The organism is Mesorhizobium sp. M1A.T.Ca.IN.004.03.1.1 (assembly GCF_003997555.1).
Taxonomy (GTDB): domain Bacteria; phylum Pseudomonadota; class Alphaproteobacteria; order Rhizobiales; family Rhizobiaceae; genus Mesorhizobium.
This window is the reverse complement of sequence record NZ_RZTV01000010.1, coordinates 58,350-78,327: the sequence shown is the minus strand read 5'-3', so window position 1 is coordinate 78,327 and position 19,978 is coordinate 58,350. Positions and strand designations below refer to the sequence as shown.

19 protein-coding genes are annotated in these 19,978 nt (G+C 64.2%); 4 read left to right on the top strand and 15 right to left on the bottom strand.

Annotated elements, in window-relative coordinates; genetic code table 11:
• The first annotated feature begins 17 nt into the window (after positions 1-17).
• Both EOD29_RS24960 and mazG read left to right on the top strand, forming a co-directional pair.
• Entirely contained in the window at positions 18-1,202 is a 1,185-nt protein-coding gene (locus tag EOD29_RS24960) for an amino acid aminotransferase (RefSeq protein ID WP_127248202.1), read from the top strand.
• Positions 1,203-1,284: 82 nt separating this feature from the next.
• A complete protein-coding gene (gene mazG / locus EOD29_RS24955; RefSeq protein WP_095780474.1) occupies positions 1,285-2,109 on the top strand; it encodes a nucleoside triphosphate pyrophosphohydrolase in 825 nt (274 codons plus the stop codon).
• A gap of 8 nt (positions 2,110-2,117) precedes the next feature.
• On the opposite strand, the gene hflX is transcribed toward mazG, so the two are convergent.
• The 8 genes from hflX to dusB form a co-directional block, all read right to left on the bottom strand.
• A complete protein-coding gene (hflX, locus tag EOD29_RS24950; protein ID WP_066989724.1) occupies positions 2,118-3,506 on the bottom strand; it encodes a GTPase HflX in 1,389 nt (462 codons plus the stop codon).
• The gene (gene hfq, locus EOD29_RS24945) at positions 3,507-3,752 is read right to left on the bottom strand and encodes an RNA chaperone Hfq (RefSeq protein ID WP_066989720.1); all 246 of its coding nucleotides are present in this window, start codon (positions 3,750-3,752) and stop codon (positions 3,507-3,509) included.
• 143 nt (positions 3,753-3,895) lie between these two features.
• The gene (locus tag EOD29_RS24940; RefSeq protein WP_067321352.1) at positions 3,896-4,759 is read right to left on the bottom strand and encodes a D-amino-acid transaminase; all 864 of its coding nucleotides are present in this window, start codon (positions 4,757-4,759) and stop codon (positions 3,896-3,898) included.
• Between the two features lie 156 nt (positions 4,760-4,915).
• The gene (locus EOD29_RS24935) at positions 4,916-6,277 is read right to left on the bottom strand and encodes a sigma-54 dependent transcriptional regulator (protein WP_066989715.1); all 1,362 of its coding nucleotides are present in this window, start codon (positions 6,275-6,277) and stop codon (positions 4,916-4,918) included.
• Positions 6,267-8,558, bottom strand: coding sequence for a PAS domain-containing sensor histidine kinase (locus EOD29_RS24930; RefSeq protein WP_095800702.1), 2,292 nt, complete (start codon positions 8,556-8,558; stop codon positions 6,267-6,269). Before EOD29_RS24930 ends, EOD29_RS24935 begins: the two co-directional genes overlap by 11 nt.
• A gap of 119 nt (positions 8,559-8,677) precedes the next feature.
• A complete protein-coding gene (gene ntrC, locus EOD29_RS24925) occupies positions 8,678-10,138 on the bottom strand; it encodes a nitrogen regulation protein NR(I) (protein WP_066989709.1) in 1,461 nt (486 codons plus the stop codon).
• Positions 10,135-11,277 (bottom strand): nitrogen regulation protein NR(II), encoded by a 1,143-nt coding sequence (locus tag EOD29_RS24920; protein ID WP_127248201.1) that lies wholly within the window; start codon positions 11,275-11,277, stop codon positions 10,135-10,137. Before EOD29_RS24920 ends, ntrC begins: the two co-directional genes overlap by 4 nt.
• Positions 11,274-12,302, bottom strand: coding sequence for a tRNA dihydrouridine synthase DusB (dusB, locus tag EOD29_RS24915; protein ID WP_127248200.1), 1,029 nt, complete (start codon positions 12,300-12,302; stop codon positions 11,274-11,276). Before dusB ends, EOD29_RS24920 begins: the two co-directional genes overlap by 4 nt.
• A gap of 139 nt (positions 12,303-12,441) precedes the next feature.
• Here dusB and EOD29_RS24910 point away from each other — a divergent pair, with 139 nt between their 5' ends.
• Both EOD29_RS24910 and EOD29_RS24905 read left to right on the top strand, forming a co-directional pair.
• Entirely contained in the window at positions 12,442-13,659 is a 1,218-nt protein-coding gene (locus EOD29_RS24910; RefSeq protein WP_127248199.1) for a bifunctional 2-C-methyl-D-erythritol 4-phosphate cytidylyltransferase/2-C-methyl-D-erythritol 2,4-cyclodiphosphate synthase, read from the top strand.
• Positions 13,656-14,138 (top strand): CinA family protein, encoded by a 483-nt coding sequence (locus EOD29_RS24905; protein WP_127248198.1) that lies wholly within the window; start codon positions 13,656-13,658, stop codon positions 14,136-14,138. The genes EOD29_RS24910 and EOD29_RS24905 overlap by 4 nt, the downstream gene beginning before the upstream one ends.
• Here the strand turns inward: EOD29_RS24905 and EOD29_RS24900 are convergent.
• The 7 genes from EOD29_RS24900 to EOD29_RS24870 form a co-directional block, all read right to left on the bottom strand.
• Positions 14,135-14,611, bottom strand: coding sequence for a type II toxin-antitoxin system RatA family toxin (locus EOD29_RS24900; protein ID WP_066989693.1), 477 nt, complete (start codon positions 14,609-14,611; stop codon positions 14,135-14,137). The genes EOD29_RS24905 and EOD29_RS24900 overlap by 4 nt on opposite strands.
• A gap of 7 nt (positions 14,612-14,618) precedes the next feature.
• Positions 14,619-15,584 (bottom strand): lipoyl synthase, encoded by a 966-nt coding sequence (gene lipA / locus EOD29_RS24895; protein WP_127248265.1) that lies wholly within the window; start codon positions 15,582-15,584, stop codon positions 14,619-14,621.
• 130 nt (positions 15,585-15,714) lie between these two features.
• A complete protein-coding gene (locus EOD29_RS24890) occupies positions 15,715-15,972 on the bottom strand; it encodes a GlsB/YeaQ/YmgE family stress response membrane protein (RefSeq protein WP_067321367.1) in 258 nt (85 codons plus the stop codon).
• Positions 15,973-16,074: 102 nt separating this feature from the next.
• On the bottom strand, positions 16,075-17,520 hold the full coding sequence (gene lpdA, locus EOD29_RS24885) for a dihydrolipoyl dehydrogenase (protein ID WP_127248197.1): 1,446 nt from the start codon (positions 17,518-17,520) through the stop codon (positions 16,075-16,077).
• 26 nt (positions 17,521-17,546) lie between these two features.
• Positions 17,547-18,185 carry an SGNH/GDSL hydrolase family protein gene (locus tag EOD29_RS24880; protein ID WP_127248196.1) on the bottom strand — a complete coding sequence of 213 codons (639 nt, stop codon included), beginning with the start codon at positions 18,183-18,185 and terminating at the stop codon, positions 17,547-17,549.
• On the bottom strand, positions 18,182-18,598 hold the full coding sequence (locus tag EOD29_RS24875) for a hypothetical protein (RefSeq protein WP_127248195.1): 417 nt from the start codon (positions 18,596-18,598) through the stop codon (positions 18,182-18,184). Before EOD29_RS24875 ends, EOD29_RS24880 begins: the two co-directional genes overlap by 4 nt.
• Before the next feature lie 15 nt (positions 18,599-18,613).
• Entirely contained in the window at positions 18,614-19,978 is a 1,365-nt protein-coding gene (locus EOD29_RS24870; protein WP_127248194.1) for a pyruvate dehydrogenase complex dihydrolipoamide acetyltransferase, read from the bottom strand.

Sequence of the window (19,978 nt, the reverse complement as noted above, 5' to 3'; positions counted from 1 at the left end):
CCACTGGAGCCCTATCGATGTTCGAGACCCTGCAGCCCGCGCCCGCCGACAAGATCCTTGCGTTGATCGGCCTTTACCACGCCGACACGCGCCCCGGCAAAGTCGACCTGGGCGTCGGCGTCTACAAGGATCGTAACGGCAGGACGCCGGTGATGCGGGCCGTGCGCGAGGCTGAGAAGCGGCTGCTCGCGGGCCAGGACACCAAGACCTATCTCGGCCTCGCCGGCGACATCGGCTTCAACGCCGCCATGATCAGGCTTGCCTTCGGCGATAACGCCGATCATTCGCGCATCCGCGCAGCGCAGGCGCCGGGCGGATCGGGCGCCCTCAGGCTGGTGGCCGAGCTTCTGCAGCGCACGCGGCCGGGCGCGACGGTGTGGCTCTCCGATCCGACCTGGCCGAACCACCAGCCGGTGATGCGCGCCGCCGGCCTACAGGTGCGCGACTATCCTTATTTCGACGCTGTTTCCGGCGCTGTCCGTTTCGACGACATGCTGGCGGCGCTCAAGACCGCCACTAGCGGGGATGTCGTCCTGCTGCATGGCTGCTGCCATAACCCGACCGGCGCCAATCTGGATGCTGCGCAATGGGCGAAGGTTGCCGACGTTCTGCTTGAGGGCGGCCTGCTGCCTTTCGTCGACATCGCCTATCAGGGCTTTGGCGAAGGGCTCGACGCCGATGCCGCCGGCCTGCGGCTGCTCGCCGGCAAGGTGCCCGAGATGGTCGTCGCCTCGAGCTGCTCGAAAAATTTCGCCGTCTATCGCGACCGCGTCGGTTCCGCCATGATCATGGCCAAGGACGGCGCACAGGCCCACGTGGCTATGAGCCAGATGCTGGCAGCGGCGCGAGCGCTCTATTCGATGCCGCCGGACCATGGCGCTGCGGCCGTACGCATGGTGCTGGAAGACGCCGATCTGAAGAAGGTCTGGGAGACGGAACTCGAGGAGATGCGGCTGCGCATGCTCAGGCTGCGTGTCGCCTTCGCCGAGGCGTTGCGCCGGCAATCCAACTCCGATCGCTTCGATTTCTTCGCCAGCCATCGCGGCATGTTCTCCCGCCTGGGGCTCACCGAAGCGCAGGTTGAGCGTCTGCGCACCGAGCACGCCGTCTATATGGCAGGTGACAGCCGCATCAATGTGGCAGGTCTGCCTGAGGACGGCATGGACGAGCTCGCCAAGGCGATCGTTTCGGTGCTCGACTGAGTGCCGGCGCAACTGTGGACAATCGGCTTTTGCCAGCCCGCGGGATTGGTCGCCCGCCGCGGCGCGCGCTAGGGTTTGTTGCATGAAACCCTCCAAAGACATCTCCCGTCTGATCGAGATCATGGCGGCACTCAGAGCGCCGAAGACCGGCTGCCCCTGGGACATCGAGCAGAACTTTTCCACCATCGCCCCCTACACGATCGAGGAAGCCTATGAAGTGGCGGATGCGATCGCGCGCGGCGACTTTGACGATCTGCGAGAGGAACTGGGCGACCTTCTGCTGCAGGTCGTCTACCACGCGCAGATGGCGCAGGAAATTGGCGAGTTCGCGTTCGGCGACGTTGTCGAGGCGATCACCACCAAGATGATCCGCCGTCACCCGCATGTCTTCGGCGACGAGAAGGCGCGCAGCGCCGGGATGGCCAAGGGCATGTGGGAGAAGATCAAGGCGGTGGAGAAGGCCGACAAGCGCAACGCCCGCATCGCGCGCGGCCTCGACCCGGAAGATCACGGCAAGGGCTATCTCGATAGCGTGCCGGTTGCGCTCCCTGCGCTGACCCGCGCGTTGAAGCTGCAGGAGAAGGCTGCGCGCGTCGGCTTCGACTGGAGCGAGGCAGCACCCATCCTCGACAAGATAGAGGAAGAGATCGGCGAGCTGCGCGAGGCGCTGGTCACGGGCGACGCGGCACCCATCAAGGATGAGTTCGGCGACATGCTGTTTGCCGTCGTCAATCTCGGCCGCCATTTGAGACTTGATGCCGAAGCCGCGCTGAGCGGCACCAACGAGAAGTTCCGCTCGCGCTTCCATTATGTCGAGCGGGAGTTGGAGGCTTCCGGGAGGTCGTTGGAACAGGCGACTTTGGACGAGATGGAAACCCTCTGGCAGCAGGCCAAAAACGCAAGATAAGCAGCGGCCTAGCCGTGGTTCCTGCGGTTCAGCCGGGTCTCGATCTCCTGGCGGGCGCTGTGCGTGGCCGTCAGTGAGATGGTGACGCTGCCGTCCTCATTGTCGCTCCGCGAGACGACATCGCCATTGCGATAGAGCCAGTCGACCTGGCCGAGCTCAGCCGGGCTCAACGTCACCGTCATCGTTTCCAACTCGCCCGACACTCTGGCCTCGATGAGCGCCTTGAGCGCATCGATCCCCTCGCCGGTCGCTGCCGATATCGCGATCGGCGGCGCCTTGCCGCCGGCGCTCTCGGCAAGCAGGCGCTCGCGATTGCCTTCGTCGAGCAGGTCGATCTTGTTCCACACCTCGATCACGCGGCTGGTGTCCGCGGCATCGACGCCGAGATCGCCAAGGATGCGCTCGACATCCTCGGCCTGCGCTGCCGTGTCCGGATCAGAGATATCGCGCAGATGCAGCACGAGATCGGCCTCGACGACCTCTTCCAGCGTCGCCCGGAAGGCCGCGACCAGATGAGTCGGCAAGTCCGAGATGAAGCCGACCGTGTCCGACAGGATGATCGGCGTGCCGTGCGGCAGGCGCACGCGGCGCAGCGTCGGATCGAGCGTGGCGAACAGCATGTCCTCCGCCAGCACCCCTGCCCCGGTCAGCCGGTTGAACAGCGTCGACTTTCCGGCATTGGTGTAGCCGACGATCGCAACTACCGGAAATGGCACCTTCTTGCGTTTTGCGCGGTGCAGGTCGCGGGTGCGGCGAACCGTTTCCAGCTCATGTTTGAGCTTGGTGATCTTGTCCTGCAGGATCCGCCGGTCGGATTCGATCTGCGTTTCGCCGGGACCGCCCAGGAAACCCGCGCCGCCGCGCTGCCGTTCGAGGTGGGTCCAACTGCGCACCAGCCGACCCTTCTGATAGTTGAGATGCGCCAGCTCGACCTGCAGGGTGCCTTCCTTGGTCCTGGCGCGCTCGCCGAAGATCTCGAGGATAAGCCCGGTGCGGTCGAGCACCTTGGCGTTCAGTTCCTTCTCGAGATTGCGCTGCTGCACCGGCGTGAGCGGATGGTCGACGATGACCAATTCCGCCTTGCGTTCCTTCACGATGTCGGCGAATTCGGCCACTTTGCCGCTGCCGAGCAGCGTTGCCGGGCGGGGATCGGTGACCGTCACCACTGCGGTGTGGACCGGGTCCAGGTCGATGGCGCTGGCAAGCCCGACCGCCTCGTCGTGGCGGGCATCCGCCGAGCGGCTCAGGCGCGGGCGGCTCGAATCCTCATCGCCGCGCGGCTGGCGCGCAAGCACCGGCACAATGACAACCGCCCGGGTCGGATCCTTGGCTTCCGGCCCGAGTTGATGTCCTTGTTTCCCGCGAACTCTGCGGTCCGCGTCCTGCTCACGTGCCAATCAGGCGCCCTGGCCTTCCTCGCCATCAAACATCTGAACCGGCTGGCTCGGCATGATCGTGGAAATGGCGTGCTTGTAGACGAGCTGGGAATGCCCGTCGCGCCGCAACAACACACAGAAATTGTCGAACGAAGTGACCACGCCGGTCAGCTTCACACCGTTGATGAGAAAGATGGTAAGTGGATTTTTGCTCTTGCGAACTGAATTCAGGAACAGGTCCTGAAGGTTTTGCGATCGTTCCGCCATTGTTTTTGTCTTTCGCCGATCCCCTTCGGTCTGCAGGCCAATGCGCCAAATTACGCGGCGCCTGTCAAGCGCGCAAACCCCCTCTTGCCGCCTAAACGACAAGCAGAACGAGATAGTTGAGGTTCATTCCACCTTTGCGGTTATCAGGCTGGACTTTTTTCCGCAATGTCAAAAAATGCCTGCCGCAACGAAAGTGTCATGGAGCCGGGGTGGCCGTTTGCGATCGGCGCGCCGTCGATTTCGACTACCGGCATGGCGATCGTGGTCGCGGAACTGATGAAAGCCTCCCGCGCTGCCTTGGCTTCGGCGATCGAAAACCCACGCTCCTCGATCGTCAGACCGAGCTTTTCGGCGACGTCGAACAGTGTCGTGCGGGTGATGCCGCGCAGGATGCCGTGTTCGGCCGGCCGCGTCACCAGAACGCCGTCGCGGGTGACGATCCAGGCATTGGACGAGCCGCCCTCCTTGACCGTGCCGTCGGAGTCGACGAACCAGGCCTCCTGGGCGCCGGCTTCCTTGGCCTTCTGCTTGGCGAGCACATTGGCAAGCAGGCCGGTGCTCTTGATGTCGACGCGGTCCCAGCGATTCTCCGGGACGGTGATGACCTTGATGCCGGTCTCAACCCGCTTGGCGGCAGCAGAGGGGTCGGCCTTCCGGGCGGTTATAACCAAGGACGGACGGGTGCCGGCTGCCGGAAAGACGAATTCACGGCTGGCGACGCCGCGCGTCACCTGGAGATAGACGAGGCCGTTGACGACGTTGTTGCGGCGCACCACCTCGCGCAGCAGCATCGGCAGGACGCCTTCCGAGACGGGCCATGCGATCGACAATTCCTTGAGCGAGCGCTTAAGCCGGGCCAGATGGCGCGGCATGTCGACGATAAAGCCGCGCGCCACCTCGCAGACCTCATAGACGCCGTCAGCGAACTGATAGCCGCGATCCTCGATATGGACGCGGGCTTCGGCATGGGCGACGTAGCGCCCGTTGACATAGGCAATGCGCGGCATGGGCTACCTCAGGGAAATATCCGGCTCTCTTAAGCGATTCCGCCGCTGCCGTAATGAACAATCGCGTGGGCCAGCCGGCTTTGGGCAATTCCAGACGGAAGGGTACGGCGAAGCCGCCGAGCCCAACCGGCGCTGCCCACTTTTCCTGGATTGCCTTTACACGCCCAGCGACTTCAGCTTGCGGTGCAAGGCTGATCGCTCCATGCCGATGAACTCGGCCGTCTTCGAGATGTTGCCGCCGAAGCGGTTGATCTGTGCGATCAGATAGTCCTTCTCGAATTGCTCGCGCGCCTCGCGCAGCGGCAGCGCCATGATGTGCTGGTCCGACTGGTTGGGGGTGCGCGGCATGACGTCGCCGATCTCGGAGGGCAGAAGGTCAGCGGTGATCGGCGCGTCGACGTCGCCGCCTCGCGCCAGGATCATCAGCCGCTCGACATTGTTGCGCAGCTGGCGCACGTTCCCCGGCCAGTTGTGTGCCTGCAGCACGGCCAGCGCGTCGTCACCGATGCGGCGCGGCTTGATACCGGCCTGACGCGCGATCTGCTTCATGAAATTGTCGACGAGATACGGAATATCCTCTCGCCGTTCGGCGAGACCCGGCACAGTGACGGGGACCACCGCCAAGCGATGATAAAGGTCCTCGCGGAAGCGGCCATCGGCAATCATGGCCTCCAGGTTTTGCGCTGTGGAGGAGATGATGCGGACGTCGACCTTGACCCGCTTTGTGCCCCCTACCCGCTCGAACTGCTGCTCGACCAACACGCGCAGAATCTTGTTCTGCGTCTCGCGCGGCATGTCGGCGACCTCGTCGATGTAGAGGATGCCGCGATGCGCCTCCTCCAGCGCGCCGACCTTGCGTTCGGTGCCGTTCGATTCGGTGCCGAACAGCTCGATCTCCATGCGTTCCGGCGTGATGGTGGCGGCGCTCAGCGTCACGAACGGCCCGTTCTTGCGCGCCGACAGCGCGTGGATGGCGCGGGCCGTCAGTTCCTTGCCGGAACCGGAAGGACCGATGATCATGATGCGGCTGTTGGTGGGCGCGACACGCTCGATGGTCTGCCGCAGTTGGCTCATCGCTGACGACATGCCGATCAGGTCGAAGGTCTCGCCGCTGCGCAGCTTGAGGTCGGACACCTCGCGCCGCAGTTTCGAAGTTTCCAGCGCGCGCTCGGCGATCAGGATGAGACGGTCGGCCTTGAACGGCTTCTCGATGAAATCATAGGCGCCACGCCGGATGGCCGACACCGCCGTTTCGATGTTGCCGTGGCCGGAGATCATCACCACCGGCATGTTCGGATGCATCGTCTTGATCTCGTCGAGCAGCGCCAGGCCGTCGAGCCGCGAGCCCTGCAGCCAGATGTCTAGGAAAATCAGCCGTGGCGCGCGATCGGCAATCGCCGCCAGCGCGCTGTCGGCATCGTGTGCCGTGCGGGTTTCGTGACCTTCGTCGCTCAGGATACCGGCGACCAGTTCGCGGATGTCTTCCTCGTCATCGACGATGAGAATGTCAGACGCCATTACCGACCTTTTCAGTTTCTCGTTCGTGTTCGTCGCGGCCTTCGCCGCGTGGCGGCGCGGCGACGACCGCCGCCGGCGGCAGGATGATCGAGATCATCGCGCCCCGGCCGCCGTGGAAATCGGGCGGCGCGTCGTGCAATTCGAGCCGGCCGCCATGGTCCTCCACGATCTTCTTGACGATAGCGAGGCCAAGGCCGGTGCCTTTTTCGCGCGTCGTCATGTAGGGCTCGAGCAGTCTCTGCCGATTCTCGCGCGGCAGCCCTTTGCCGTTGTCGATAACATCGATTCTTATGGCGCCATCTTGGCGCCCGGCTTGAATCCGGATTGTGCCGTCGGAACGGTCTTGCGCATCAAGTCCGTCGATGGCCTCCGCGGCGTTTTTGATGACGTTGCCGAAGGCCTGCGCCATCAGGCGGCTGTCGAACGTTCCCTTGAGCGGCTCGTTGCCGAAATCACGCTGGAAAGCAATGTCGGAGCGGCTGACTTCCACCAGGAACGAAGCTTCGCGCAGCGACTCGCGCAGGTCTATCACCTTCATCTCCGGCTTCGGCATGCGGGCGAAGGCCGAGAATTCGTCGACCATGCGGCCGATGTCCTCAACCTGACGGATGATGGTGTCGGTGCACTGATCGAAGACTTCACGGTCCTCGGTGATGACCTTGCCGTAACGGCGCCTGATGCGCTCGGCCGAGAGCTGGATGGGCGTCAGTGGATTCTTGATCTCATGGGCAATGCGCCGCGCCACATCGGCCCAGGCCGAGGACCGCTGCGCCTGCACGAGATCGGTAATGTCGTCGATGGTGACGACATAGGATTTTTCCTCCGAGCCGTCGTCTCCGGCCTCGACGGTGACCTGGACATTGAAAGTCCGTTCCATGCCGGCGCGGAAGAAGGTCACCTGCTCGCGATAGACCGGCTTGCCGGATTGGCGCCCGATCTCGAAGACGCGACCGACATGAGGCAGGATGGCGGACAGGTTCTGTCCGAGCGCGGCACTCGCCGAGATCGCCAGCATCGTTTCGGCCGAGCGATTGGCGATGGTAATGACGCCGTACGGATCGACGCCGATGACCCCTGCGGTCACGCCAGCCAGCACCGCCTCCGAGAACCGCCGCCGCTCGTCGATCAGGTCTTTGGCCGACAGCAGCTCGTTGCGCTGCGATTTGAGCTCGAGGATCATGTTGTTGAAGGTCTCGCCGAGCGAAGCGACGTCGCCGTCCGATTGACGCACGGGGACGGCGACGTCGAGATTGCCCGTCGCCACCTCGTCGGCCGCGCCGATCAGCTGGCGGATCGGCCGGACAATTCGATCCGCCACGGCGATGCCGGTCCAGATCGCCGACAGGATGACGATCAGGGTCAGCGACAGATAGGGCAGCGCGAACGCGACTTGCGAAGTGCGACGGTTCTCTTCCAGTCCGCGATACTCGTCGGTGTTCGACCGAACGATCTGCCGCGCCTTGATAACGTCCGGGTCGACGAGCCGGATCGTGTAGAGATAAAGACCTTCGATCTCGCGCAACTTGACAATGGCGCCCATGATGTTGCGGGTGCGCGGCTCGATCAGCACCGGCTTGCCGTCGGCGGCCGTGTTGACCGCGCCAGGGGGCGGCTCCGGCATGGCGAAGTCGGCGTCGGTTTTGGCGCTCATGACGAAGGAGCCGTCAGGCTTGATCAGCGCCGCATGCGCCAGTCCGCGGCCGACGGCCTCCTTGTTCATGAGGTCGAGGAAGCCGGTGCGGTCGAGCCCGTAGAGCGTGCGCGAGGCATCGAGGTCGTAGGCCATCGACAGGGTCGTGCCCTGCAGGTTGCGGGCATTTTCCTGGACATAGGCATCGGCGATCGACAGCGACGAATTGACGATCGTTTTGGTGCGGATCTCGAACCAGCGATCGAGGCCGATATCGAGCGTGATCGAGGCGATGATCGCGACCATGATCGCCGGGATCGCGGCGACCAGCGCGAACATGGCGACGATGCGCACATGCAGCCGCGATGCTGCACGGCCGTTCCTGCGGGCCATGACGATGCGGCGGATCTCGCGGCTGATCAGAGCGATCAGGAAGAGGACGAAGACGGCGTTGAGCGCGATCAACGCCCAGGTGGCGTTTGCATTCGGCGCGATCGGGGTCGCACCGACAAGGATTGCAAACGAGATCGCTGCGGTGATCATGGCGCCGACGATCGCGACCACGCCGGGCAACGCCAGCAGCCGGCGGCCGTCGCGAACGCCGGCCCGGCTGAAAAGCGGTTGGTTCAGTGTCGGAGCCTCAGCAGCCATATCGCCGTCTAGAGTCGGTCATTGCGTCGGATGTATGCAACGCATTGTGGCGATTATGCAACAAGTGTGGCCGGGACGGAAATCTTTCCCCGACTTAATCCCCAAAAGTGAAGGCAAAGTCAGGGCTGCCTGGCGGCCTTGTAGACGTTGACGCCAAGCTCGCGGATCTTCTTGCGCAGCGTGTTGCGGTTGAGGCCCAGAAGCTCGGCCGCCTTGATCTGGTTGCCGCGCGTCGCGGTCATCGAAGCCAGCACCAGCGGATATTCGACCTCGGCGAGGATGCGTTGGTAGAGCCCGGAGGGCGGCAGGTCGCCGGCGAAGGACGCGAAATAGCGCTGCAGGAAATGCTCGACCGCCTGGCCGATCGACAGGTCGTCGGGGATCAGCGCGCCGCCGTCCGGCACGACAGATCGCTCGCCGGTCTTCAGTTCGGCCTCGATGATCTCGGCCGAAATCTCGTCCTGCGAATAGAGCGCGGCGAGCCTGCGCACCAGATTTTCCAGCTCGCGCACATTGCCGGGCCAGGGATAGCGCTTCATCAGCTCGATGCCACCGGCGGAAATGCGCTTGGTCTGCAGGCCTTCGCTGGCGCCCTGCTTGAAGAAATGCCGGACAAGGTCAGGCACGTCTTCAGAACGCTCTCGCAACGCCGGAAGTCGCAGCGGCACGACGTTCAGGCGGTAGAACAGGTCCTCGCGGAACAGGCCCTGGTTGATCAAGGTCCGCAAATCCTTGTTGGTGGCGGCGACGATGCGCACGTCGGTCTTGATCGGCGTGCGGCCGCCGACGGTCGTGTATTCGCCCTGCTGTAGCACGCGCAGCAGGCGCGTCTGCGCCTCCATCGGCATGTCGCCGATCTCGTCGAGGAACAGCGTGCCGCCTTCGGCCTGCTCGAAGCGGCCGGTGGAGCGGTTCTGCGCGCCGGTGAAGGCGCCCTTCTCATGGCCGAACAGTTCCGATTCGATCAGGTCGCGCGGGATCGCGGCCATGTTGATGGCCACGAAAGGCCCGCCGCGGCGGCGGCCGTATTCGTGCAGCGCGCGCGCTACCAGCTCCTTGCCGGTGCCGGATTCGCCGCTGATCATCACCGTCAGGTCGGTCTGCATCATGCGGGCCAGCATGCGGTAGATGTCCTGCATGGCGGCCGAGCGGCCGACCAGCGGCATCGTCTCCGGCTGATCGTCGGCGCGGGAATCCAGCTTCGGCCGCTTCGGCTCGGCAAGCGCGCGGTTGACGATGTTGAGCAGCTCGGTCAGATCGAAGGGCTTCGGCAGATACTCGTAGGCGCCGGTCTCGGAGGCGCGGATGGCGGTCATGAAAGTGTTCTGCGCGCTCATGACGATGACCGGCAGCTCGGGTCGCGCCTTCTTGATGCGCGGCAGCATGTCGAAGGCGTTCTCGTCCGGCATCACCACATCGGTGATCACGAGGTCGCCCTCGCCGGCAGCCACCCAGCGCCACAGCGTCGAGGCGTTCGAAGTCACGCGCACTTCATGGCCGACGCGCGACAGCGCCTGGTTGAGCACGGTTCGGATCGCCGCATCGTCGTCGGCGACGAGGATATTGCCGCGAACGGTCATTTGCGGTCTCCTTCAGCTTCGTCGCCGGCGTTGGGCAAAGTGTCCTTCCAGGCCGGCATCAAGACGCGGAAAGTGGTTCCACGCTGCGTCGAATCGCATTCGATGATGCCGCCGTGCTCGCCGACAATTTTGGCGACCAGTGCCAACCCGAGGCCCGAGCCGTTCGGTTTGGTGGTGATGAACGGATCGAAGAGGATCGGCAGGATGTCCTCGGAAACACCGGGGCCGTTGTCGTGCACGCAGAATTCCAGCGGCAGCGAGACGCGGTCTTGCGTTCCCGGCACGGAAACGCGGATGCCGGGCCGGAAAGCCGTCGACAGCACGATCTCGCCCTGCGGGTCGGTGCCGATCGCCTCCGCGGCGTTCTTGACCAGGTTGAGGAACACCTGGATCAGCTGGTCACGGTTCGCATAGACTGGAGGAAGCGATGGATCATATTCCTCCAAGATCTTGATTTTTTTTGCAAAGCCGTTCTTGGCGATCGCTTTCACATGATCCAGAACGACATGGATGTTGACGGGAAAGCGCTCGATCGGCCGCTCGTCGGAAAACACTTCCATGCGGTCGACCAGCGACACGATGCGGTCGGTCTCGTCGGTTATCAACCGGGTGAGCGCACGGTCCTCGTCGGAGGCCGAGAGCTCGAGCAGTTGCGCCGCGCCGCGGATGCCGGAGAGCGGGTTCTTGATCTCATGCGCCAGCATGGCCGCCAGGCCGGTGACAGAACGGGCCGCACCCCGATGTGTCATCTGCCGGTCGATCTTGTCGGCCATCGACCGCTCCTGGAACATCACCACGACCGAGCCGGGAAACTCCGGCACCGGGGCGACATAGAGGTCGACCATCTTCTCGATGCCGAGGCGCGGCGAAGAGACGTCGACGCGGTATTCGTTGACCGGCGCGCGGCGCTCGCGCACCTGGTCGACCAAGGTGAGCAGCGGACTGCCGAACGGGACCAGCTTGGACAACGTGTTGCGCGCCAGCATGGTCGCGCTGGAGCGGAAGAAATCCTCTGCATCCGCGTTGGCGAAGGTGATGAAGCCGTCGGCATCGACCATGATCACCGGGCGGCGAATGGTGTTCAGCACGATATTGGCGGCATCCGCGGTGTCGGCCGGCTGTGGGAGGTTCGTATTCATGCCGCGCTCCGCAATTCTGGCGATGCCGCGCTTTCGGTAAAGGCTTGGCGCAGCCCGGCGATCACTTCAGCCGGCTCGAAGGAAGTGAGGATGTGCTTGCGCCGTTCCGCCGAAGCACGAGTCGCGTGCCTGTCCAGATACCAGCCGAGATGCTTGCGCGCCTGGCGGAGCCCGCTTTCGACGCCGTAGAGCGAGAGCATGTCCTCGTAATGCGCAACCACGTAGTCAGCAAGCCTCTTGGGCGTTTCGGGAATATCGGTTGCAGACATGCCAGCGGCGGCTGCCGCGATGCTGCCGGCGGTCCACGGCGCGCCGTAATGGGCACGGCCGATCATCACCGCGTCGGCGCCTGATTGATCTAGGATCGTCGCAGCCGCTTCCGGCGAGCCGACATCGCCATTGGCCACCACCGGGATCGAGACCGCTTCCTTGACGCGCGCAATGGCACGCCAATCGGCCTTACCCTGATAGAACTGGCAGCGCGTGCGGCCGTGGACGGTCACCATGCGCACGCCGGCCAGCTCGGCGCGGCGCGCCAATATCGGCGCGTTGAGCGCGCTTTCGTCCCAGCCGAGCCGCATCTTGACCGTCACCGGCACCGAGACCGCACCGACCACCGCCTCGATCAGCGAGAGCGCGTGATCGAGATCGCGCATCAGCGCGGAGCCGGCATAGCCGCCCGTCACCTTCTTTGCCGGGCAGCCCATGTTGATGTCGATGATGTCGGCGCCCTCGCCCGCCGCGATTCGCGCGCCCTCGGCCATGTGCGCTGCCTCGCGGCCAGCAAGCTGCACCATATGGACGGGCAGCCCGGAATGGCGGATGCGCAGATCGCAGCCGGCCCTGCCCTTGGCCAGTTCGCCGCTCGCCACCATTTCCGACACGACCAGCCCGGCACCATGCGCATGCGCACGCCGACGGAACGGCTCGTCGGTGATGCCGGACATCGGCGCTAGGAACACGCGGCTGCGTATCCTTACGCCGCCGACGTCGAGCGGCGAAGCCAATGTGGTCAATTCAGGCATGCACAAAAACCAAGCATGTTCGATTGCTGCACATTGTGTAGCCAGATGCAAGCCATTGTGCAACGCGCAATGACGTCACATTAAGGCGCATTTTGGAAAATGCTGGCCTTCCCTGCGAGCCGCGACTAAGCCTCTCGCCATGACTGACACAAGTGAAAAACCGGACGGCAAGGTCGGCGTGGTCATTGTCGCCGCCGGCCGCGGCGCCCGTGCCGGACAGGCCGACGGGCCGAAGCAGTATCAGCGCATCGGCGGACGCGCCGTCATTGCGCATACGCTGGAAAGATTCCTGACACATCCAGCCGTCGGGCCAGTGGTGGTGGCGATCCACGCCGACGACCGCGAGCTGTTCGAGCGCGCGGCGGGAGCTAATGCTACGCGCACGCTCATCGTCATGGGCGGTCCGTCCCGCCAGGCTTCCGTCCGGCTGGGACTTTTGGCGCTGAGGGAGCAGGCGCCGGCAAAGGTGCTGGTGCATGACGCGGTGCGCCCGTTCGTCGATCATGGGCTCATCGAGCGAACCATCGAGGCGATCGGCGAGCGCCAGGGCGCCCTGCCGGCGCTTCCCGTCGCCGACACGCTCAAGCGGGAATCGGCCGACGGTATGATCGAGGAGACGGTATCGAGGGCCGGCCTGCACGCGGCGCAGACACCGCAAGGTTTCCCGTTCTGGGCACTGCTGGCGGCGCACGAGAAGGCGCATCATCTCGGCAAAAGCGAGTTCACCGACGACGCGGCGATCGCCGAATGGGCGCATATTCCGGTCAAGATCGTCCAGGGCTCGCCGGAGAACATCAAGCTCACCTGGGCAAGGGATATCGCGATGGCCGACCAACGGCTCTCATATGCGCTGCCGCGCTTTCCGGACATCCGCACCGGCAATGGCTACGATGTGCACGCGTTCGAAGCGGGCGACCATGTCACGCTGTGCGGGGTCACTATCCCCTATGACCGCAAACTCTCCGGTCATTCGGACGCCGATGTCGGGCTTCATGCGCTCACCGATGCGTTGCTCGCCACCTGCGGCGCCGGCGACATCGGCACGCATTTTCCGCCATCGGACCCGCAATGGAAGGGCGCTGCCTCGAAGATCTTCGTCGAGCATGCCGCGAAGCTGGTGCGCGAGCACGGCGGGCGCATCGCCAATGCCGATATCACGCTGATCTGCGAGGCGCCGCGGGTGGGGCCGCATCGCGAGGCGATGACGGCGGCGCTGGCGGCGATGCTCGGCATTGCGCCGGAACGCATTTCGATCAAAGCGACGACCAACGAGAAGCTCGGCTTTGTCGGGCGCGGCGAAGGCATTGCGGCGATCGCGACCGCCAGCGTCGTCTATCCGGGAGACGTGCCGGCATGAGCAACGCGGAATTAGCCAACGCCCTGCTCCAGGCTTGTCAGCAGCGCGGCATCATGCTGGCTACGGCCGAGAGCTGCACCGGCGGTCTGATCATTGCAGCACTGACCGACATTGCCGGCTCTTCCTCCGTGGTCGATCGTGGTTTCATCACCTACTCCAACGAAGCCAAGATGGAGATGCTCGGCGTCGCCGCGGCGACGCTTGAGGCGCATGGCGCGGTCTCGGGTGAGACGGTCAGGGAGATGGCGGCGGGCGCGCTGACGCATTCGCGCGCGAGCCTCTCCCTTGCCGTCACCGGAATTGCCGGCCCGAGCGGCGGCTCGTCGGAAAAGCCGGTGGGTCTCGTCTGGTTCGGGATAGCATTTGCCGGCCAGCCGGTCGTCGTCGAGCGCCAGCTGTTTGGTCATAAGGGGCGGGAATTTATCCGCCACGAGACGGTCCGGCACGCGCTGCAGCTTGGCCTGCGAGCGCTGGACTAGGCTATCCGCGGATCAGGCGTGCCTTGCGCCGCGCCGTAGATCACGTTCGCTCGCTTCTCGAATGCTTCGGAAAACATGCGGAAGGCGCGATCGAACATCGTGCCCATCAGCGCGCCGAGAATGCGGCTCTTGAATTCGTAGTCGATGAAGAAATGCACTTCGCAGCCGCCATCGGCCGGATCGAAGCGCCAGATGTTGCTGAGATATTTGAACGGGCCGTCGATGTATTTGACGTCGATGGCGTTCTCGTCGGGCTTGAGCAGCACCTGGGTCGTAAAGGTCTCGCGGATCGCCTTGTAGCCGATGCTCATGTCGGCGACGAGGATGGTGCGGCCGTCGCGCTCCTTGCGCGAGCGCACCGTCAGCGCCTCGCAGAGCGGCAGGAATTGCGGATAGGTCTCGATATCCGCCACCAGCGCGAACATCTGTTCCGGCGTGTAGGCGACGCGGCGGGTGGCTTCGAATTTCGGCATGAAAGCGTCAGCTGGCCTTCTTGAGCTGCGCCTCGCGCGCCGCGCGCAGCCTGGCGAAATCCTCGCCGGCATGATGCGAGGAGCGCGTCAGCGGGCTCGAAGCGACCAGCAGGAAGCCCTTCGTCTTGCCGATCGTCTCAAAGGACTTGAACTCGTCCGGCGTGATGAAGCGGATCACCGGATGGTGCTTCTTCGAAGGCTGCAGGTATTGGCCGATGGTCATGAAGTCGACACTTGCCGAACGCAGGTCATCCATGAGCTGCAGCACTTCGTTCCGCTCCTCGCCGAGGCCAACCATGATGCCGGACTTGGTGAAGATCGACGGATCGAGTTCTTTCACGCGCTGCAGCAGCCGGATCGAGTGGAAGTAGCGGGCGCCGGGCCGCACCGTCAGGTAATTCGACGGCACGGTTTCCAGATTGTGGTTGAAGACGTCGGGCTTGGCGGCAACGACGATCTCAAGCGCGCCGTCCTTGCGCAGGAAGTCGGGCGTCAGGATCTCGATCGTCGTTGAAGGCGCGGCGGCGCGGATGGCGTGGATGACGTCGGCGAAATGCTGCGCGCCGCCGTCGTCGAGGTCGTCGCGGTCGACCGATGTGATGACGACGTGGCTGAGGCCCATCTGCTTGACCGCATGGGCGACACGCGCCGGCTCGTCCGCGTCGAGGGCGGTCGGGATGCCGGTGGCGACATTGCAGAAGGCGCAGGCGCGCGTGCAGATCTCGCCCATGATCATGAAGGTGGCGTGCTTCTTGTCCCAGCATTCACCGATGTTCGGACATCCGGCCTCCTCGCACACCGTTACCAGCTTGTGCGACTTCACGATCTCGCGTGTCTCGGCGTAACCCTTCGAAACCGGCGCCTTGACGCGGATCCAGTCCGGCTTGCGCAGCACTTCCTGGTCCGGCCTGTGCGCCTTTTCGGGATGCCGCGGGCGCGGCGCATTGGCGATCGTGTCGAGAACAGTGACCATTTCGAACCCTTCGCGGCCGCCCGCGTCGCGGCCGCCTGTCTGCGTCATCTAGGACTTTTCGGAATAAAGAAAAAGGCCACGCCGGCGCATGCCGCCACGGCCATTTTCGCATAACGGACTTCGCTGGGGCTCAGCGCCGTACCAGCCGGCCGACAAAGATCAGCAGGCAGGCGCCGATGAAACCGGTGATGAGATAGGCGAACCAGCCGGCGCCGAAGGACTGGATGTTGAGAGCCTGTAAGATCGCATTCAGAACGATCGCGCCGACGATACCCAAAATGATGTTCATGAAGATGCCGGTGTTGCTCTTCATGACCATTTCGGCGAGCCATCCGGCCAAGCCTCCGATGATGATGGCTGCTATCCAGCCCACGCCATTCACGTCCATATGCCAATTCCTCCTTGATCAGGTGAAAATGCATCCGGATACGAACTGCTTTGCCCTCAGAATCCTCCGGCTGCCGCGTCTGAGTCTCGCGCGAGCAGTCTATCATGCGTTCAAAGCGCGGCCATAGGCGTCGAGCACGCTTTCCTTCATCATCTCCGACAGGGTCGGATGCGGGAAGATCGTGTGCATCAGCTCTTCCTCTGTGGTCTCCAGGTTCATCGCCACGACGAAACCCTGGATGAGCTCGGTCACCTCGGCGCCGATCATATGCGCGCCCAGCAGCTGCCCGGTCTTCTTGTCGAAGATGGTCTTGATGAAGCCCTGGTCCTCGCCGAGCGCGATGGCTTTGCCGTTGGCGCCGAACTGGAAGCGACCGACGCGGATGTCCTTGCCCTCGGCCTTGGCCTTGGCTTCGGTCAGGCCGACCGAGGCGACCTGCGGGCTGCAATAGGTGCAGCCCGGGATCTTCAGCTTGTCGATGGCGTGCACGCCCGGGATATTGGCGATCTTCTCGACGCAGATCACGCCCTCGTGCTCGGCCTTGTGGGCGAGCATCGGCGGCCCGGCCACATCGCCGATGGCGTAGATGCCGGGCACGTTCGTCCTGCCGTAGCCGTCGACCGCGACACAGCCGCGATCCGTCTTGACGCCGAGCGCCTCGAGGCCGAGGTTCTCGATGTTGCCCTGCACGCCGACGGCCGCGATCATGCGGTCGGCGGTGATCTTCTCGACCTTGCCGTCCTTCATCTCGACATGCGCGGTGATCGAATTGGCTGATTTCTCGACCTTGGTCACCTTGGCTTCCAGGATGATCTTCATGCCCTGTTTCTCGAACTGTTTCTGCGCGAATTTCGAGACCTCGGCATCCTCGACTGGCATCACCGCCGGCAGCAGCTCTACCACCGTCACCTCGGCGCCCATGGTGCGGTAGAAGGAAGCGAACTCTATGCCGATCGCGCCCGAGCCCATCACCAGCAGCGATTTCGGCATCTCCTGAGGCACCATCGCCTCGAAATAGGTCCAGATCAGCTTGCCGTCCGGCTCGATGCCGGGCAGCGCACGCGGCCTGGCGCCGGTCGCCAGGATAATGTGCTTGGCGGTATAGGTTCCCTCGCCCTTGACGCCTTTCGGCACCGGCGGCTGCGGCTCCATCGGCTTCTTGGCGGTCTTGGAGACGACGACCTCACCAGGCTTTGAGAGTTTCGCCTCACCCCAAATGACGTCGACCTTGTTCTTCTTCATCAGGAAGGCGACGCCGCCATTCAGCCTGAGCGAAACCTTGCGCGAGCGGTCGACGACGGCGGCGGTGTCGGGGCCGACCTTGCCTTCGAGCTTCAGGCCGTAATCCTTGAGATGGTCCGAATAATGCATGATCTCCGCCGAGCGCAGCAGCGCCTTGGTCGGGATGCAACCCCAGTTGAGGCAGATGCCGCCGAGATGCTCGCGCTCGACGATCGCCGTCTTGAAGCCGAGCTGGGCGGAACGCACCGCGGTGACATAGCCGCCGGGGCCTGAGCCGATGATGATGACGTCGTAGTTCTCAGCCACGGGTTTCTCCCTGATTTTTCTCGGGGTTAGAAGGAAAGCATCACACGCACGAGGGGCGCCAGCGCCTGACCGATCCGCCGCGTGTTTTCGGCATCGAGATGGACGCCGTCGAGCGGCGTGGTGACGGCGACGGAGCCGGCGTCGAAGAAGCCGCAGCCGGCCTCGTCGGCAAGCGAGGAATATTGCGGCGCCAGCCGCTTCGAGGCGTCATCGCCGCCGGCGAACATTTCCTTGAATTCGGCATTCTCGGTGCGCGTCACCGCGGGCGGCGCGACAATGAGGATCTGCGGAGCCGGCCAGTCGAACGGATAGTCGTGACCGCGCACGATATCGATCAGGCGCTGCATGCCCTGCTTGGCGGCAACGGGATTGCCGTGGATCCACGGCTTCATGTCGTTGGCGCCCAACATGATGATGATCAGGTCGAGCGGCGCGTGCGTCGTGAGGATCGTCGGCAGCATTCTCGCGCCGTTGCGGTCGGCACCGGCGAGGTGATCGTCAAAGGCAGTGGTGCGGCCGTTCAGCCCTTCGGCGATGACCTCGATGCCGTCGCCCAGCGCCGTCTTGAGCACGCTTGGCCAGCGGTCCTCCAGCGCAAGGCGCCCGAGGCTGCCAGCGTCGTAGCCCCAGGTCAGCGAGTCGCCATAGCAGAGAATTGTCTTCATGCGGTTGTCCCCCAGCCGAATGCCGCCGCCGAGCGCTTGAGTTGCCAGCGCGGCCATTGCACGATGATCGCCGCTACGCCCGGCAGGATCAGGCCGGAAACGATCGAAAGGTCATTTGCGGTCGCCCGGCTCTCGGCCGGCACCGAAAACGTGCAGCCCACCAGCGCCAGCAGCCCGAGACAGAAAAGCGCAAGCAGCAGCCACAGCATCCCGCCGAGCGCCCGCACCGGCTTGCCTCGGAATTGAACGAGGAAGAAGCCGACCGTGACCACAACGACGATCATCACCGTGGCCGCGAAGACCAGAATGCATTCCTCTGTCGCGCCGGTGATGACCGCCAGCTCTTGAACGACAAGTACGCCGGCCAGACCGGAAAGAATGAAGGCGAAAAGGCTGGTGAAGAAATTCCGCACCGCCTTTTTCCCTTCCTACACCAGCATGCCCATCGGGTTTTCGATCATGCGCTTGAAGGCGCCGAGCAGCTCCGCACCGAGCGCGCCGTCGACGGCGCGGTGATCGGTCGACAGCGTCACCGACATCATGGTCGCGATCTTGATCTCGCCTTTCTTCACGATGGCGCGCTCCTCGCCGGCGCCGACCGCAAGGATCGTGGCGTGCGGCGGGTTGATCACGGCGGCAAAATCCTTGACGCCGAACATGCCGAGATTGGACACGGCCGTGGTGCCGCCCTGGTATTCCTCGGGCTTCAGCTTGCGGCTGCGGGCACGGCTTGCCAGATCTTTCATCTCATTGGAGATGACGGACAGCGTCTTTTCGTCTGCGTGGCGGATGATCGGCGTGATCAGGCCGCCGGGGATCGAGACGGCGACGCCGACATCGGCATGCTTGTGCTTGACCATGGCGTTGTCGGTCCAGGAGGCGTTGGCGTCCGGCACCGCCATCAGCGCCATCGCCATCGCCTTGATCACCATGTCATTGACCGAGAGCTTGTAGGCCGGGACCTCGCCCTTCTCGGTTTTCCGCATCGGGGCCGCGGCGTTGAGCTGCGTGCGCAGCGCGAGCAGCGCATCGAGCTCGCAGTCGAGCGTCAGATAGAAATGCGGAATGGTGCTCTTGGCCTCGACCAGCCGGCGCGCAATGGTCTTGCGCATATTGTCGTGCGGAACGAGCTCGTAGGAGCCTTCCGCGAACAGCTTCAGCACCTGATCGTCCGACATCGGCTTCGGCGCCGGGGCAGGAGCGCCTGCGGGCGCACCGGCAGGAGCCTTGCCGGCAGGCGCAGCCTTGGCGCCGCCGGAAGCGATCGCCGCCTCGACATCGGCCTTCACCACGCGGCCATGCGGACCGGAGCCACTAAGCCCCTTCACGTCGACACCGGCATCCTTGGCGATGCGGCGGGCAAGCGGGGAGGCGAACACGCGCTCGCCGCCGGCGTGGCCGTTGGCGACCGGTGCAGGCTCGGCCTTCGCCGGCGCGGCCGCCGGCTTCGGCACTTCCTTGGGCGCCTCGGCCTTCGCAGGGTCCGCTTTCGGAGCCTCCGCCTTGGGCGCCGCACCGCCATCGCTCTTTGCGGCAGCACCGGCGTCCTCGCCTTCGCCTGCCAGAATGGCGATCACCGCATTGACCTTGACGCCTTCGGTGCCTGCCGGGACGACCAGCTTAGCGACTGTGCCCTCATCGACCGCTTCGACTTCCATCGTCGCCTTGTCGGTCTCGATCTCCGCGATCACGTCACCGGGCGCAACATGATCACCTTCCTTGACCAGCCACTTGGCGAGATTGCCCTCTTCCATCGTGGGCGAGAGAGCCGGCATGGTGATGTTGATTGGCAT